This is a genomic window from Idiomarina rhizosphaerae, from assembly GCF_024159085.1.
Taxonomy (GTDB): Bacteria; Pseudomonadota; Gammaproteobacteria; order Enterobacterales; family Alteromonadaceae; genus Idiomarina; species Idiomarina rhizosphaerae.
Genome location: NZ_JAMZDE010000003.1, coordinates 110,991 through 125,680 on the forward strand (window position 1 = coordinate 110,991; position 14,690 = coordinate 125,680).

Genomic DNA, 14,690 nt, shown 5'->3' on the forward strand with positions numbered 1-14,690 from the left:
TGTTATTAATGACCAAACAAACGGACATTAACCTGGTCAACAAGGCTGTTTTCCGTATTATTCAGGTACGTACCACGATCTTGACCATTCGTATCAACTACACGAACTGTCCAGGTTCCGGCAGATGATTCACCTAAAAATGCGTTTGTCAGCAACGGGCTACTAGGATGATAAATGTGATCCAAATTACCACCGAGTGAACCTATACCAAAGTATGCTCCTAAAGAAGTACGTGATGTTGCAATCACCGACTTAGTACCGGCAGGAGACGTCACTTCAATAGCAATATCTGACCCGGCGGTGGTGCCTGAAATCACACCATCATTAGCATCAGCCATTGCCTGGTTACGCACAGACAAACCAAATTGAACGCCTTCAATAGTTACGTCTTCTTCAACTGTAATCTCAATTGAAACACCTTCGGCATTGTTATCAGGCACTGCAACAGGTGCAGTCAAGACGGTTTCTAACCATTCGGTTTCGATTAGCTCTGGTAATTCGACCTCACCTGACATAGCAAGTTCAACCGCTGCGCCAGCATTAGGACGCCCAAAACCATATAAGTTGTTAAAACTGAAGCCTGCGGCGTTCTCTATCCACCCCTGATGAGCAACGAAAGTGCCATCGCCAACAGTTAGCTCAATTGGAGCATTATCAGGATCAACCTGAGTAGCCGTTTCGGCCAGAATATGACGAATTTCGCGCCAGTTTAAGTTCGGGTTTGCTTCAGCAATCAAGTTAACCACACCAGAAGTATTCGGAGCAGCAGACGAAGTACCGTTAAAGGTGTTGGTATAGTTACAGCTTAAGTTGCTGTCGTTATACTCACCCATAGGGTTATTAAATGGGTAAACACGCTCGTGAAAATTCTCAATACCCAGATTAGCTAAAAAGGCACCATTGGTGGCCATGAAGCTATCGTAAGAAGCCCAGCTAGCATAACCACGAGTACAAGTTGTCTGGTCAGTGGTTACCATTGCAGGTTCGGTATCGCCATATTCACCCGCAGGCGCAGCTACGAACAGGTTCGAGCCCGCAGTTGAATAGCTGGTGTGATTACCATCGGAGTTTACAGCACCAATTGAAATGGTATAGAAGCTTGCATTACTCGTATCCCAGTTGCCATCAAAACAACTGAATACGCGGCTTGCACCTTCAACCACGCCAGCTTGCTGTGCATTACACATTTCAGACGCTTCCGGCCAGTTACCAGAGCTGATAAAAGAATTACCGGCTGACTTTATGTTCAGTGCACCCAGACCGTGACGTAACTCTTGAGTCGGATAACTAACAATGGTTTCATCAATTTCGTCAGTCGCAAAAATAACAGGAGCCGTTGAACCGTAACTACGGTTAAAAGTGACCACGTTATCGTTTACGCCGATACCAGACCCAGCCATACCATGGGCCATCATCAAGTTACGGTCTGTCTGAGTATTAGGGCCACCAAGATAGTTGATACCAATTAGACTCGCGTTGGGGGAAACACCACGTCCACCCAAACCGTTCCAGCCTTTTGCTGCAATCAGGCCAGACACCGATGTTCCGTGGTCACCACCGTCGCCCAATACGGTTGGGTCGGTGCGGTCGCGGGCACCATCAACTAAGTTAAGAGAACGACCAGGCAATACGTTTCCTTGCAGGTCTTCATGGTCAATTGCTAACCCTTGATCGACCACAACAGAAATGGAACCTTCACCGGTAATACCTTTTTGGTACGCACCAACAACGTTCAAGTCTTCGCCCGGTACCAAAATACTTTCATCAAAAAAGAATGCAACTTCAGCTTCTTCTTCAGTCCAGCCCTGAGCAACACGCAGTTCGCGCCAAGCTTCAAATACTGAGTCAGCCATAGCAAAGCCAGTTTGGCCGGTATTACGTAAATGCCACTGCTGATCAGCAAGCGGATCACCCTTAACATTTTCAACAGTCACTTGCTGCGACGTTTCTAGCTCTCCGTCACTTACAGTAATATCGATTACCGCAGGCTCCGCACGCATCGGCGTATAGACGAAACTACCATCATCGCTAATTTCTACTGTGCCTGGAGGTGAATCTTCACCTTCAGGTGTTACGACGCTAGCAGAATAGGTGAGTGAATCTCCATTAGGATCAGTTGCAGTAACCTGACCCTGAACCCCCATCCATTGCATACCCTCGCCAGCAACTTCCGCCGAAACTGTTGGTGCATAATTATCATCACTGCCACCACAGGCCGCTAACCCCATGACAACAGCAGCTGATAATGCCGTTAGTTTAAATTGTTTAATTGGCATTTTTACCTCGTTATTATTGTTCCCCTTGAAGGAACAACACTATAACGAGACTGTTGATATTTTGTAAATAAAAAAATTAACAGATTTTTAACGGGAATTTAATTAAAAAACAACAATCAGAAAGGTAGTAGCCTGACATTCATGTCAGGTGAGATGCAGAACCTGACGTAAACGTCAGGCTACATCATCAAATCATCGCATGCGCTGAATAATGGCGTCGGTGCTTTGGTCAAAGCACTCGTCGCTTTCGCCGTCCAGTACGCGCAGTACGTCCATGGCAATTTTCTTGCCCTTTTCTACGCCGGGCTGGTCAAAGCTGTTCAAACCCCAAATAACGCCCTGGGTGAATACTTTGTGCTCGTAGGCGGCTATTAAGGCGCCAAAACTCTCGGGGGTCAGTTCGTCCATTATCAGCAGGTTGGACGGGTGTCCGCCCGGATAATGGTCACTGGGTGAATCGGTATTCTCGCTGCCGTCCCACATTAGGCGGCGGTGCGCGAGGCAGTTAGCTACGGCCAAACGCTGCTGCTCGGCCAGACCACTGCGGGTGGCATCAGAAAAGCCCGGCGCTTCACGTTTAAGCACCGTCACAAAGTCCGCGGTAAACTGGTCATAACCCTGGTGCAAATGCTGGAAAAACGCGTGCTGCCCGTTAGGTCCAAAACCACCCCAAATAATAGGGCCGGTAGGATAATCAATGGCTTTATTGTCCGCGGTGTACTGCTTACCGTTACTTTCCATATCTAACTGCTGCAGGTAGTTCGGCAACATACGCAAGCGACCGTCGTACGGCAAAATAGCTAAGTTATTAATGCCCAACTGCTCGCGGTTATACACACCATAAAGTGCCAACAAAACCGGTAGGTTTTCCGCTAAAGGCGCGTCTAAAAAGTGCTCGTCCATGGCTTTAGCACCTTCCAGCATACGCTCAAAGGGTCGAACCCCGGTGGTTAACGCTATGCTCAAACCTAACGCCGACCACAACGAAAAACGCCCGCCTACGCCGTCGCCAAAAGTAAACTGCTGCGCCGGTGGTATACCGTAATCCGTCATGCCCTGTGCATTAGCCGACACACCTATCACATGGTTTTCCAGCCACTGCTCCTGAGTTAAGTCAGGCTCTATCCATTTGCGTACCGTATCGACGTTGGCAAAGGTATCTACAGTGCCAAACGACTTAGACGAAATAATAAATAAGGTGGTTTCGGGGTCAACAATAGGCAACACGGCATACAGCTGACCGCCATCCATTGAAGACACAAAATGTACCTGCAAATTATGTAAAGCGGCATCGTTAGCAAATTCACGCAAGGCAAAAGCGCCCATCTGCGGCCCTAAATCAGAGCCGCCCACACCAATGTTCACTACGTCGGTAATGGGTTTTCCGGTACTACCCAGCCAGCGGCCTGAGCGTAGCTTTTGTACTGTGTCTACAAAGCGGGTTTTGCGGTTGCTTTGTTTAGCCACCGCGTGCACAGAACGGCTAAGTACGTGAGTTACCGGGCGATCTTCGCTTATGTTGCGGTATTCGCCGCGGCACAATTGTTGGCGGTAATCATCGAAGTGTTCGGGCAAGCGTTTGCCGGCAGTTTCGAGCAGTTCGTCCACTGAGAGCTTCTGGTAGCTGGTATCTAAAGCTAAGTAAGGTCCGTTTTTCATCATCCGATTATCCGTTTTCATTTTTCGTCTGGGGCATCGCCTGACATGCCTTCGTAGCCTGACATTTATGTCAGGAACAATATCTCACCTGACATAAATGTCAGGCTACATTCACCATGTCAGGCGACATCCGATTCATCATCGCTACAGGTGCGGTGTTTATTCCAAATTACATCACAAATATGGTCGTCCAGCGGGGCGTAGCCGGTTGGGGCGTCCAGCAATAACTGGCGCAGTTCGTCTATCGCAAACCGCTGGCAGGCGTCGTCTAACAACGCCAATAACTTATCCATTTCGTCCCAGCTTAGCGACTGCTCATTGGCGCGCAGTATACGCGGGTGATCACTGGCTTCTACATTGTCACCAATTAACAGTTCTTCGTATAACTTCTCGCCCGGCCGCAAGCCACTAAATTCTATAGCAATGTCACCGTGCGGGTTCTTCTCGGTTTTCTCTTCCAGCCCCGACAGGCGGATCATCTTGCGGGCTAAATCGACAATTTTAACCGAGTCGCCCATGTCCAGCACAAACACCGAGCCCGAATGCCCCATGGTGCCGGCCTGAATCACTAACTGAGCAGCCTCGGGTATGGTCATAAAAAAGCGGGTAATATCGGGGTGCGTTACGGTTACCGGCCCCCCGTGTTCAATCTGCTCTTTAAACAAAGGCACCACCGAACCGGAAGACCCCAGTACATTACCAAAACGCACCATTGAAAAACGCGTTCCGCGCTGCCGTTGCGCCAGTCCCTGCAGCACCAGCTCCGACAAGCGCTTAGTGGTACCCATAACATTGGTGGGCCGCACAGCTTTGTCGGTGGAAATTAACACAAACTGCTTAACACCCGCCGAAATGGCCGCTTCCGCGGTATGCCAGGTACCAAACACATTGTTGCGCACGCCCTCAACCATATTGTATTCAACTAAAGGCACATGCTTATAGGCGGCGGCGTGGTATACGGTATCAACCGCAAAGGTCTTCAGCACGGTTTCAATGCGATTGCGTCGCTGTACCGTACCTATTACCGGAATAATTTCCGCGCCAATACCCTGATGCTGACAAATTTGCGTTAATTCGCGTTCAATAGCGTACAAAGCAAACTCGGACAACTCATACAGCACCAGTACCTTGGGCCGTTGTTGCAGTATTTGGCGGCACAATTCAGAACCAATTGAGCCCCCTGCCCCGGTAACCAGTACGGTTTGTCCGGTAATGTGCTTTTCCATTAACTGCGGTGCCGGGGTCACAGGGTCACGCCCCAGCAAATCTTCTACACGCACATCCTGCAACTGGTCAATCGACATATCGCCATTAACCATGTCAGACATACCCGGTACGGTTTGTACTTTTACCGGCAATTTCTCCAGACTGTCCAGAATCTGGCGGCGACGTGAGCGCAGTGTACTGGGCAGAGCCAATAGAATACGATGAATGTCTAACTCACGAATCGCATATTCAATTTTCTCCGGAGATATGACTTTTAACCCCAGTACCGAGGTATTCTGCAAACCCGAGTCGTCATCAATAAACATCACCGGGTGAAATTCGTCGCCATTAGCCAGTGCCTGCGCCAACTGCCGTCCGGCAGAGCCTGCACCGTAAATCATTACCCGGTCTTTTTGGCGACTCATAGCACGCTGGTAGCCTTCGCGCACAATTAAACGGCTGCCCCCGGTTAATAAAAAGGCCACCAGCACATAGTTAACAACAGCGGTTACCGGCAGAGCAATGCCCATCCATAAAGCACCCAGCACCAGTAAAGCACCGCTTAATAATACGGTAAAAAAGACCAGGCTCAATACCTTAAAGCCAACGTAACGCACCACTGCGCGGTACAGCCCCATGCGAATAAACACCAACAAGGTTACGCACAGCACAATGGCTCCCAGCAATAACCACTGCGACACCCGCAACGGCATTACCGCTTCAAAACTCAACAAGTACGAAAACACCATGGCAATGGCTATCGAAACAATATCAACGCCCAAGCCAATACCGCGCTTAACATTACGCGGCAACTGCATTAGTACCTTAAAAAGATTCAAAGCTTTGTGTCCTTTTACTCAGTTAACGGCTGTAAAACGGCGCTCTGTCATCAGTATAGTCGTACAAGCGCGTGCGGCGCTGTAACTGTTGACCACCGTTACGAGACAGCGGCACCCAGCTAAAGCCAACTCGTTCCCGTGTCGGTCTTATGCTCATTAAATCAAACGGAATACTAATGAAAAAGCCTTTGGTAAAGCTTCCTTCGCCATATTCTTCCGACGAAACATCGGTAAAGGCCGCATAAGCACCCGCTATAACGCCGCTATCAAAACGTTTTTGCATGGTTACATTAACACCTTTGTCGCCCGCCAGAAACTGACCAAAGTCTAATTGCAATAACGAATCAGACAGCCACGGCATTTGATAATACACACTGGCAAAGCCGGTGGTCACTTCATAATCTAAGAAGCCACTGCCGCCATTAAAGTCACGCTGCCTTACCCGGTTAGCCCTAAGCCCGAAAGCCCAGTTGCTGTCTAGCGGCTTGTAAAGCACTTCGGCACCGACACCACCAAACATACGTTCTAAGTAACCGGCATAAGCCATAGCAAACCAGTCCTGTCCTAAACGTTTGTGGTAAGTGACCTGCGCAGAGTCTAGCCAAATGTCATTCTGCACATAACGTCGAATGTTCGTACGCACATCGGGCAGTGCATCTTCACCTCCACCTAAGAACAAGAAGTCGTCGTAGTTGGTGGCAATGTTAAAGCCCACTTCGCCAAATAACTCCACATTCTCGGTTAGCCATCTGCGCCCAAAAGCATAAACACCTAACTGATAAGTATAGAAGGTTTCCGGGTTACCAAAGCTCTGGTCAAGAAACGGCTTCAGGCCATAACGGTTGCTAAACTGGTTTCGCGGGTTCAGCATCCAGCTGTCATCGCCGTCTGCCGGCATGTCTGGTGAGTCCAGGCGTTCAAATAAGTCGTCGGTTTCATCCACCGCCTTACCCGGGTCTTTATTCAGCACTCGGTCTTTAAATTTGTCGGCATTCACCCGGGTATTCACGCCCGGATCAAACAGCGTCATATCCACCAGATTGTAGGTTTTCACACTGTCCGGCAATTCTGCCGCCATAATACGCGCCGCGCGGTCGTAAGCCTCGCTGCTGTCGCGGTACCGCAAATGGTAAGCAAACAGGGTGACTTCGTCGTCTTCTGCGGCAAAACGCGCGGCACTAAATGCCCCCTGCTCGCGCATAGCCAGGTTCATTGCCGACCAGTTTACCTCGTCTAACGACTCTTTACGTTTTTCCGGTGTGGGTACGGTTTTGTCCGGCGTTACCTTTATTTGGTTCAGCGTGCCGAAGTTAGTACGCAGGCTAAAGTTAAACATAAAGGTGTTGCCACGCTCATAACTCAACTGCACATCAAAATAGTCGGTTACCCGGTAATTGGCACCAAAGTTCCAGCGGCTGTCGGCTATAATGGGTGCACCGGCACGGTCGGTGGAGTAGTCGTTACTTTCATACTCAGCTTTTAAACTCAATGGCTCCCAAGGCGTATGGTATTCCACCCCACCAAACAAAGCTGCGGGTCCAGTGAACAAGCGACCAAGCTCAAATTGGCCTCCATTACCACTAAAACTACCTTGGCGATCACAATACTCGTCAGACAACTCACAAAAGGGGTTGGTTAAATCATCGTGCGTACCCAGGCGTCCAAACCCCAAACCTAAGCTCACATCAAAAGAACCAAAGCGTTTATTGGCCACAATATACTCGGCATCAAAAAGCCCGGTTCCAACAAAGTCGCGCAAACCCACGCTCACTTCAGGTACCCAGTAGCTCTCTTCCCACAAGCGGGCTTTTATATCAAAGCCTTTATCGGCCAGAATATTGTCTCCGCTAAAGTCAGGGACATTACTGTACTTACGGTTTGGGAACTCGGTATAAAAGGCAGTGGTTTCCAGCCAGGGCAGCAACTGTAAGTTCACGGTATAACGGCGGTACTCTTCCATATTGCTGTAGGTAATAGCTAAAGCCCCTTCTTCGGCCATACGGGCAGTGGGGGTTTGTAACAAACCAATAGAGCCGTAGTCGCCATAACTGGGAGACAAGTCCCGGCGCGACCAATGCCAGCTGGAAGTGGCATGGTTATTTTCAACTTCATGAATTGGCAGGTTTAAGCTATTACGCTCAGCTTCATTCGAAACATAGTGTGTGAGTAAGTTGCGAATGTCCGCATTTAAACCACGAAATTTAGGTGGTAACTGGTTAGGTTCAAAGCCTAACCAAAGAATGTCTCCGGGTAACAGTTCGGCGTCACTTTGCTTGTAATAAGCCCAGTCTGCTGGCTGCTGCTGGTTTTGTCTAATGCGCACAGCCTGGCTTTTATTATAGGCCGCCCCCAGTCCTTCGCTGTCGTCTATACTGTTCAGCCAGTCGGCTACAGTTTTACCACTGGCATAGCGGTAATCTCCGGGCGCGTTAACCACGCCATAAACATGTATAGAGTCCGGACGTTCAGGCACATAAAGCTTATATTCACCGGCGGGCAATAGCGGGTTACTGGCAAGCTCTACACGGGCATTTTCAATACTAATTTGCCCCCATAACTGCTTACCCAACTGCCAGCTTGTTACCTGGCTTTTCAGTAACGCGGCACTTTGAGCTTTTTCGGTTTCTCTGCGCGACTGCCAATACTGCTCAAGCTCTGTCAGTTGCGACAGTATTTGGTTACGCTGTTGTTCTATTTCTGCCTGATCGTCGGTTTTCACCAACCTCACTAAGGGCCAATAGGCGTCGGCCAGCAGGCCTTCGTTCTCGGCGTCATCCAGTACTTGCTGCAGCCGCACCGGGCCTTCAAATTGGTAAGTAGCCTGTTGCTCAGCCACGGCATTTAGCGAAAAAAAAGCACTAATAAGTAGCGTGTTCCGGAGCATAAATTTCATTGGTTTCATCATTGCGCTTCTTGCCCTTGTTGCTCTTGTCGCTCTTCGCGCGCATTGCGGCTTGCAGAATAATCGCGGCCTATCCAGGTAACCTGAGTCAGGGTTAACTTATCACCACCCGGAAATAACGTCTGCCGGCTTTTCACAACGTGCCCGTCGTCTTCCAGCCAAAACTCATTCTCAAACTCCTGACCACTAAGGGTAAACTCCCCTTTCTCAACCACATGGGTGGTGTTAACCGGGCCTATGGGTAAATCTAATAGTTGTTTGTTTTGTACAGAGAACTCAGAGGTGACTTCGCGGCTGACCACTTTATTAGTCATTTCAATATCGTACTGGCGCTGCCAGTGGGTTGGGCAGTTTGCCGGCTGGGTTACTATGCAGCGTAACGGGTCGTCTTTTAAATTAGATACCGCCAGCAGGTTCTTATTAAGGGCCTGGGTTCGTATCACCCGGCCATTACGCAGCACCAGGGTTTCTTTCTCAGCGGTAATAAAATGCCAGTCGTCGGGTTTGTTCACGAACCCCAGTACTATTAAGCTTCGGGGGCTACCGGACCATTGTGCGTAAAGTGAGGTGTAGGGAAAAGAGTCTATTTTTTCCTGGGAAAGCTCGGCGTCTTCGCTGCCTTCAAAAGCGTATTCTATAGTGGCGCGCACTTCATCTGTTACTGCCGTGCAAGCGCTTAACAGCAATAAAACAATGGGTATCAGCAACAAACGAGACATGTTATTCCTCAATAGCTGGACAAAAAAATACCGCCCTTCGGCGGTATTTTATCACAGTAAGCCAAGCAAAACGCAAAGAAGCGCTTCTTCACACTTAACTCAGCTTACTGGTCACGTATTCTTACTTCAGTAAAGCTTACTGAGCTGGAATAGTAATAGTATAGGTGTTAGTACCTGTACCAGTAACTGTAACGATTGGATCCGGGTCTGTCGGATCAGTCGGGTCAGTTGGGTCGATAGCTGAGTTTGAAGAGCTGTCAGAAACAACTGCTACAGTTGCTGCTGCTGCAACACCTGCAAATACCCAAGCTTCAGTTGATAAGCCGCCTAAGCCGCTTTCAGAAGCGTTTGCGCCTGCAGCGCCGTCTTGTGCCATTGCTGGTGCGGCAGCTAAGCCTAACGCAGCAACTACTGATAATGCTAATGTTTTCATAATGTTAACCTCACTCCAGAGATATAGATACATGTATCGCCGTTGCTAAAACTATTTTAACTAACAGCAACTTCCATAGTATGTTGCTATGCAACAAATTGCAAACTAGATTTTTCTATTTTTTTCAAGTAATTGTGCTTTTAACACTTCTTTACTATACCGCATTAAATACTACTGATAGCGGCTACGGTTACAGCCGAGTTATAAATAATATTAGTAATTTCTGACCACAACTCTAAGCTCTCAGTATAGGTAGTATCCAGCGGCACCACAATAGCGTCACCCGGGCCTAAGTCGGTACCGCCACCAAAACCAAACCAACTACTGCCACCTTTGTAGGGTTCAATAGCGCCGTTAGCTTTCACCACGTAAATACGGTCAGTATCGGCTTTTTCTTTCGTGCCGCCACTGCGGCTAATGTAGTCTTCTACTGTTAACTCGGGGTCAAACCGGTAAGAGGTAGCCATTTGCACTTCGCCCATAATGCTAATGGAGTCGCTGCGCGAAGGTACATGCAGTGTGTCCCCGTCTTTTAGCTGCACGTCGCGGCTACCGTTCATTGACAGCACTTTGGGTAAATCCATAATTAAACGGCCAACCGTGGGTGTCGACATTAAGTCTGCCAGCAGGGTACGCATTTGGTCGTAAGACTGATTAGCATCGCCGGTGCCGGTAATCATATTACTGGCAATTTCACGCTGCAGCTCCTGCGCCAGCATTTCTTTGCGTTTTTGTTCCTGCTCCTGCAACTCTTCGCGGGTAAACACGGCCCCTTCTAAAAAGGCGTGGTCGGTAAAGCCACCGGCGCGTTTAATGACGTCGCTAAGCGTTTCGCCGCGTTTAATAGCATAGGTACCCGGAAAGCGAATTTCGCCCCGCAGGGTCACTTCATAGGTATTCTGCCATTCAGGAATGCTTAATACATTTAAACGGTCACGTCCCTGCAAAGGTACCTTCACTTCACCGTGAATAACCTCCGCTAAATTAATTGTTAAATAGTCGGTATTAGCGGTGTCTTTACCAATAGCCCAGCGGGTAATTTCGGCCTGATCCAGGTAGGCGCCATTTTTCAGCCCCCCCGCTGCCGCAAGCAGTTTGTCTGCCGTCGCGTTTTCAACCAGAGGATAAACCCCCGGGTGCATTACCTCTCCCGCAACGGATACAAAAGGCGCTGTGCCCGTTGCGGTGCGTTGACGCTGCAACCGCTGCATAATAGGCTCTAATAAGTTCTGGCGCGAATACATAGCCAGCTCTTTTTTCACCGTAGGCTCTTCTTCCTGCTTTTCAGTAAACAGCTCACGTAAGGGGACAATTTTATCTTGGTTCTCGGCATCGGGGCTTTCAGACGAACCGGCCAGCTTCGTGTTAACAAAGTCGTTAAGGTAAGCATCACGGTAAGCATCTAACTGACGCTGACGCTTACGATATTCTCTTTCCTGTTCAGACAAAGTGTAACGCGACAAGTTATCGCGCTCTTCGGCTTTGGTTTCAAAGCGGCTGAAAACCACCAGTTGATCACGCTCATTCAGGCGCAGGTTTTCGCCTTCCACACCATGAATGGCGTCGGCCACATCAAACTGAAGAATTTTTACGTCACGACGCGGGCCTTCCTCTCGCACCACCAGGCCGTAACCCAAGTCAGCCTGCTCCAGCAGGTCGTGGCGAACGTCGCGCAATATATCGTTAATGCGCAGGCCTTTTTGCCATTCGTAATACCCCGGTCGGGTAACCGCACCAACCACCATTAAGCTGTTGTCCAGCTCCTCCGACACCTGACGAACCGTTATTGCGTCGCCACCATTAAGTTCACGGTTTAAGTCTTGTTCGGTGGTTAAATCTACCGTGCTGACCAGGCGCTTACCTTTTACAATTCGGAGCAGCTCCACAGAGCTTAAATAAGCAGAGTCAGTAGCGCCACCGGCAAATTCCAGGGCGTCCTCTAAGGTTTCATCACCCTTTAATTCGTATAACGCAGGGCGTTTTACTTCACCTTTTACCGCCACCATGTCGCCGCGTGCCGGAATAAAAATCACATCACCGCTTTTTAAGATCTTGTCGGCAGAGGCGTCGCCTTGTAACAGTAAGTCATATAAGTCGAATTCGGACGCGACTTTACCGCCACGCATTAAACGCACCGAACGTAGCGAGGCAATATCTGAAACGCCCCCCGCTACATACAAAGCCTGGCTTATAGTCGCCAACGAGCTTACCGTGTAGGCTCCCGGTTTGTAGGCTTCGCCCACAATAAACACCTGAATAGAACGCAGCTCACCCATGGTCACTGCTGCTTTATAACCAATTAAGCGCTCCTGAACTTCGTGGTGGATCATCTCCTGCATTAAGGAGTAGGTCATGCCCGCAACTTTCATTTCGCCTACGTCGGGCAATACAATACTGCCATCACGGTTTACGGTTAACTTAAAGCTCTCGTCCTGCTTGCCAAACATTTCAACGTGAATAACATCGCCCACGCTAATTAAGTAGTTTGCCGGAATAGGTGCGTGTGCTACCGGAGCAAAGGTGTTGGGTTCACCGGAAAAAATATCGTAACCAAAAGGCTTTAACTCTGAACGCCCACGGTTGAACTCTTTTTGTAGATCTTCCGACATAAAGGACGAGCCCCTTTGCCCGCTCTGGTCACCGTTACCGGAACGTTCACCAACAACATTCACTTCCTGCTTGGCGCTGGCATCGCCATCGCGCTGGGCGGCGTTAAATTCATCAATAGCAGAAGGGTCAATACCATACTGACGCGCCAGAGCCTCCTGCTGAGCACGCGGTAAGCTTTGTAGTTGCTCTAACTGTTGCTGGCTGGGCATAGCCTGCGCCGCCGCATTTACTGAAAACAAGCTTGTTACCAAAGCAAAAACAACAGCAAAAAGAACCGTAGAAACAGAAGTTTTCGTGGCGTTTAATGCGTTTTTATTCATAGTCAGCAAGGTATAACCCTCAATTATTTTTGTATTAAAACTCAGTATTAAAACGTGAGTGCATTAACAGGGAGAAGTGACAAGTAAGATACAGCAATTTGTTAACAGAGAAAAGTAACAGCTTAAGCCATACCGTAAAAGCTGCGATACCAGTCAACCGTGCGTTTCATGCCTTCGGTTACCGGCGTTGACGGCCTGTAGCCCATATCGTTTTCTAACTCAGATACATCGGCATAAGTGGCGACAACGTCGCCGGGCTGAATGGGCTGAAAGTCTTTTTGTATTTCAACGCCGGCGGCATTCTCAACCGCCTCTATAAAGGTCATAAGCTCAATAGGCTCGCTATTACCTATATTGTAAATTTTATAAGGTGCCGAGGAGATGGACGGATCCGGTTGCTTACCGTTCCATTCATTGTTGGCTTTGCATGGGTTCTCAATAACGCGCACCACACCTTCAACAATGTCGTCAATATAGGTGAAGTCACGCTTCATTTTTCCATTATTGAAAACTTTAATGGTGCCACCATTTAACGCAGCCTTGGTAAAAATAAAGGGCGCCATGTCGGGTCTGCCCCAGGGCCCATAAACGGTAAAAAAGCGCAGGCCGGTGCATTGTATGCCGTACAGGTGCGCGTAGGTGTGCGCCATAAGTTCGTTCGACTTTTTGGTGGCTGCGTATAAGCTTACCGGGTGGTTAACACCGTGCGAGGTTGAAAACGGCATTTGTTCGTTCAAACCATACACCGAAGAGCTGGACGCATAACTTAAGTTTTTAACACCGTTATGACGGCAAGCCTCCAACACATTCATAAAACCAACAATGTTGGAATCGATATAAGCATTGGGGTTTTCCAGCGAGTAACGAACTCCGGCCTGGGCAGCAAGGTTACAGACAGCTTCAAACTGCTCTTGTTCAAACAGGGCGTCTAATGCGGTCTTGTCTTCCAATTTAAGCTGTATAAAAGAATAACCAGAATGCAACTCAGACTGAACCGGTACGCCGTATTCAATGTTACTTTGCTGTATGCCACTTTCTTGTAGGCGGCCATATTTTAGGTTTACATCGTAGTAGTCGTTTATGCTGTCCAGCCCAACTACGGTATGGCCTTGTTTTAGCAGCTTTAAGGCCGTGTAAAAACCAATAAAACCCGCCGTGCCTGTTACTAAAACCTTCATTTTACTCTGTCCCCTGAGCCTTTGCCGGTAACCGTCATTAAAATATACTGAAAGTAGCTTTTTATGTTGAGTGTACTAATCATTTTTGCGTCAGTTTCTGCCAGTAACTGCGGCGTGGACATGTCTATTTTGTTTACCTGCGCCAACCCGGTTATACCAGGGCGAACGTTAAACACGCCTTTTGCCTCGCGCGCCTGGGTTAACTCTTCCTGATTAAAAAGCCCAGGCCGTGGGCCAACTAAGCTCATCTCGCCCTTTAGAACATTCCAAAGCTGCGGAAGTTCATCTAGCTTAGTGCGGCGCAAGAAATGTCCGAATTTGGTAATAGATGCACTACTGGCTAAATGGCTGGCTACTGAGGCGGTGTCCTTTTTCATGGTTCTGAACTTAACCAGAACAAAAGGTTTTTTGTTTTTGCCTACCCGCTCTTGTCGGAATATGGGGGAGCCCGTATCAAACAACCCTATAAGGGTAAGTAAAACAAGTATGGGGAAGCCAATTATCAAGCCAAAAAAAGAGAAAAGAAAATCAAGAACACGAATCATTGA

The 14,690-nt window shown here is 48.6% G+C and carries 9 protein-coding genes; all 9 read right to left on the bottom strand.

Translation table 11 applies throughout. The features are described from left to right. Positions 1–5: 5 nt before the first annotated feature. The 9 genes from NJR55_RS02920 to NJR55_RS02960 all read right to left on the bottom strand — a co-directional run bounded on the left by NJR55_RS02920 (position 6) and on the right by NJR55_RS02960 (position 14,687). Positions 6–2,276: a S8 family serine peptidase gene (locus NJR55_RS02920; protein ID WP_253617687.1), complete on the bottom strand. Its 2,271-nt coding sequence runs from the start codon at positions 2,274–2,276 to the stop codon at positions 6–8. A gap of 192 nt (positions 2,277–2,468) precedes the next feature. Then, positions 2,469–3,938 (bottom strand): glucose-6-phosphate isomerase, encoded by a 1,470-nt coding sequence (gene pgi / locus NJR55_RS02925; RefSeq protein ID WP_253618046.1) that lies wholly within the window; start codon positions 3,936–3,938, stop codon positions 2,469–2,471. A 116-nt stretch (positions 3,939–4,054) separates the two neighbouring features. Then, positions 4,055–5,959, bottom strand: coding sequence for a nucleoside-diphosphate sugar epimerase/dehydratase (locus tag NJR55_RS02930; protein WP_275978036.1), 1,905 nt, complete (start codon positions 5,957–5,959; stop codon positions 4,055–4,057). 43 nt (positions 5,960–6,002) lie between these two features. Continuing rightward, positions 6,003–8,885: a YjbH domain-containing protein gene (locus NJR55_RS02935; RefSeq protein WP_253617691.1), complete on the bottom strand. Its 2,883-nt coding sequence runs from the start codon at positions 8,883–8,885 to the stop codon at positions 6,003–6,005. Beyond that, a complete protein-coding gene (locus tag NJR55_RS02940) occupies positions 8,882–9,601 on the bottom strand; it encodes a YjbF family lipoprotein (protein ID WP_253617693.1) in 720 nt (239 codons plus the stop codon). The genes NJR55_RS02935 and NJR55_RS02940 overlap by 4 nt, the downstream gene beginning before the upstream one ends. A gap of 136 nt (positions 9,602–9,737) precedes the next feature. Continuing rightward, complete coding sequence (locus NJR55_RS02945; protein WP_253617695.1) at positions 9,738–10,034, bottom strand: hypothetical protein; 297 nt, start codon at positions 10,032–10,034, stop codon at positions 9,738–9,740. 164 nt (positions 10,035–10,198) lie between these two features. Beyond that, positions 10,199–12,964 carry an SLBB domain-containing protein gene (locus NJR55_RS02950; protein WP_253617697.1) on the bottom strand — a complete coding sequence of 922 codons (2,766 nt, stop codon included), beginning with the start codon at positions 12,962–12,964 and terminating at the stop codon, positions 10,199–10,201. Positions 12,965–13,086: 122 nt separating this feature from the next. Next, the gene (locus NJR55_RS02955; protein WP_253617699.1) at positions 13,087–14,142 is read right to left on the bottom strand and encodes an NAD-dependent epimerase; all 1,056 of its coding nucleotides are present in this window, start codon (positions 14,140–14,142) and stop codon (positions 13,087–13,089) included. Then, positions 14,139–14,687: a sugar transferase gene (locus tag NJR55_RS02960; RefSeq protein WP_253618047.1), complete on the bottom strand. Its 549-nt coding sequence runs from the start codon at positions 14,685–14,687 to the stop codon at positions 14,139–14,141. The genes NJR55_RS02955 and NJR55_RS02960 overlap by 4 nt, the downstream gene beginning before the upstream one ends. Positions 14,688–14,690 lie beyond the last annotated feature (3 nt).

Excerpts from the sequence above, each read along its gene's own strand:
- NJR55_RS02920 (WP_253617687.1), bottom strand. The coding sequence starts at position 2,276 with ATGCCAATTAAACAATTTAAACTAACGGCATTATCAGCTGCTGTTGTC.
- pgi (WP_253618046.1), bottom strand. The coding sequence starts at position 3,938 with ATGATGAAAAACGGACCTTACTTAGCTTTAGATACCAGCTACCAGAAG.
- NJR55_RS02930 (WP_275978036.1), bottom strand. The coding sequence starts at position 5,959 with ATGCAGTTGCCGCGTAATGTTAAGCGCGGTATTGGCTTGGGCGTTGAT.
- NJR55_RS02935 (WP_253617691.1), bottom strand. The coding sequence starts at position 8,885 with ATGATGAAACCAATGAAATTTATGCTCCGGAACACGCTACTTATTAGT.
- NJR55_RS02940 (WP_253617693.1), bottom strand. The coding sequence starts at position 9,601 with ATGTCTCGTTTGTTGCTGATACCCATTGTTTTATTGCTGTTAAGCGCT.
- NJR55_RS02945 (WP_253617695.1), bottom strand. The coding sequence starts at position 10,034 with ATGAAAACATTAGCATTATCAGTAGTTGCTGCGTTAGGCTTAGCTGCC.
- NJR55_RS02950 (WP_253617697.1), bottom strand. The coding sequence starts at position 12,964 with ATGAATAAAAACGCATTAAACGCCACGAAAACTTCTGTTTCTACGGTT.
- NJR55_RS02955 (WP_253617699.1), bottom strand. The coding sequence starts at position 14,142 with ATGAAGGTTTTAGTAACAGGCACGGCGGGTTTTATTGGTTTTTACACG.
- NJR55_RS02960 (WP_253618047.1), bottom strand. The coding sequence starts at position 14,687 with ATGATTCGTGTTCTTGATTTTCTTTTCTCTTTTTTTGGCTTGATAATT.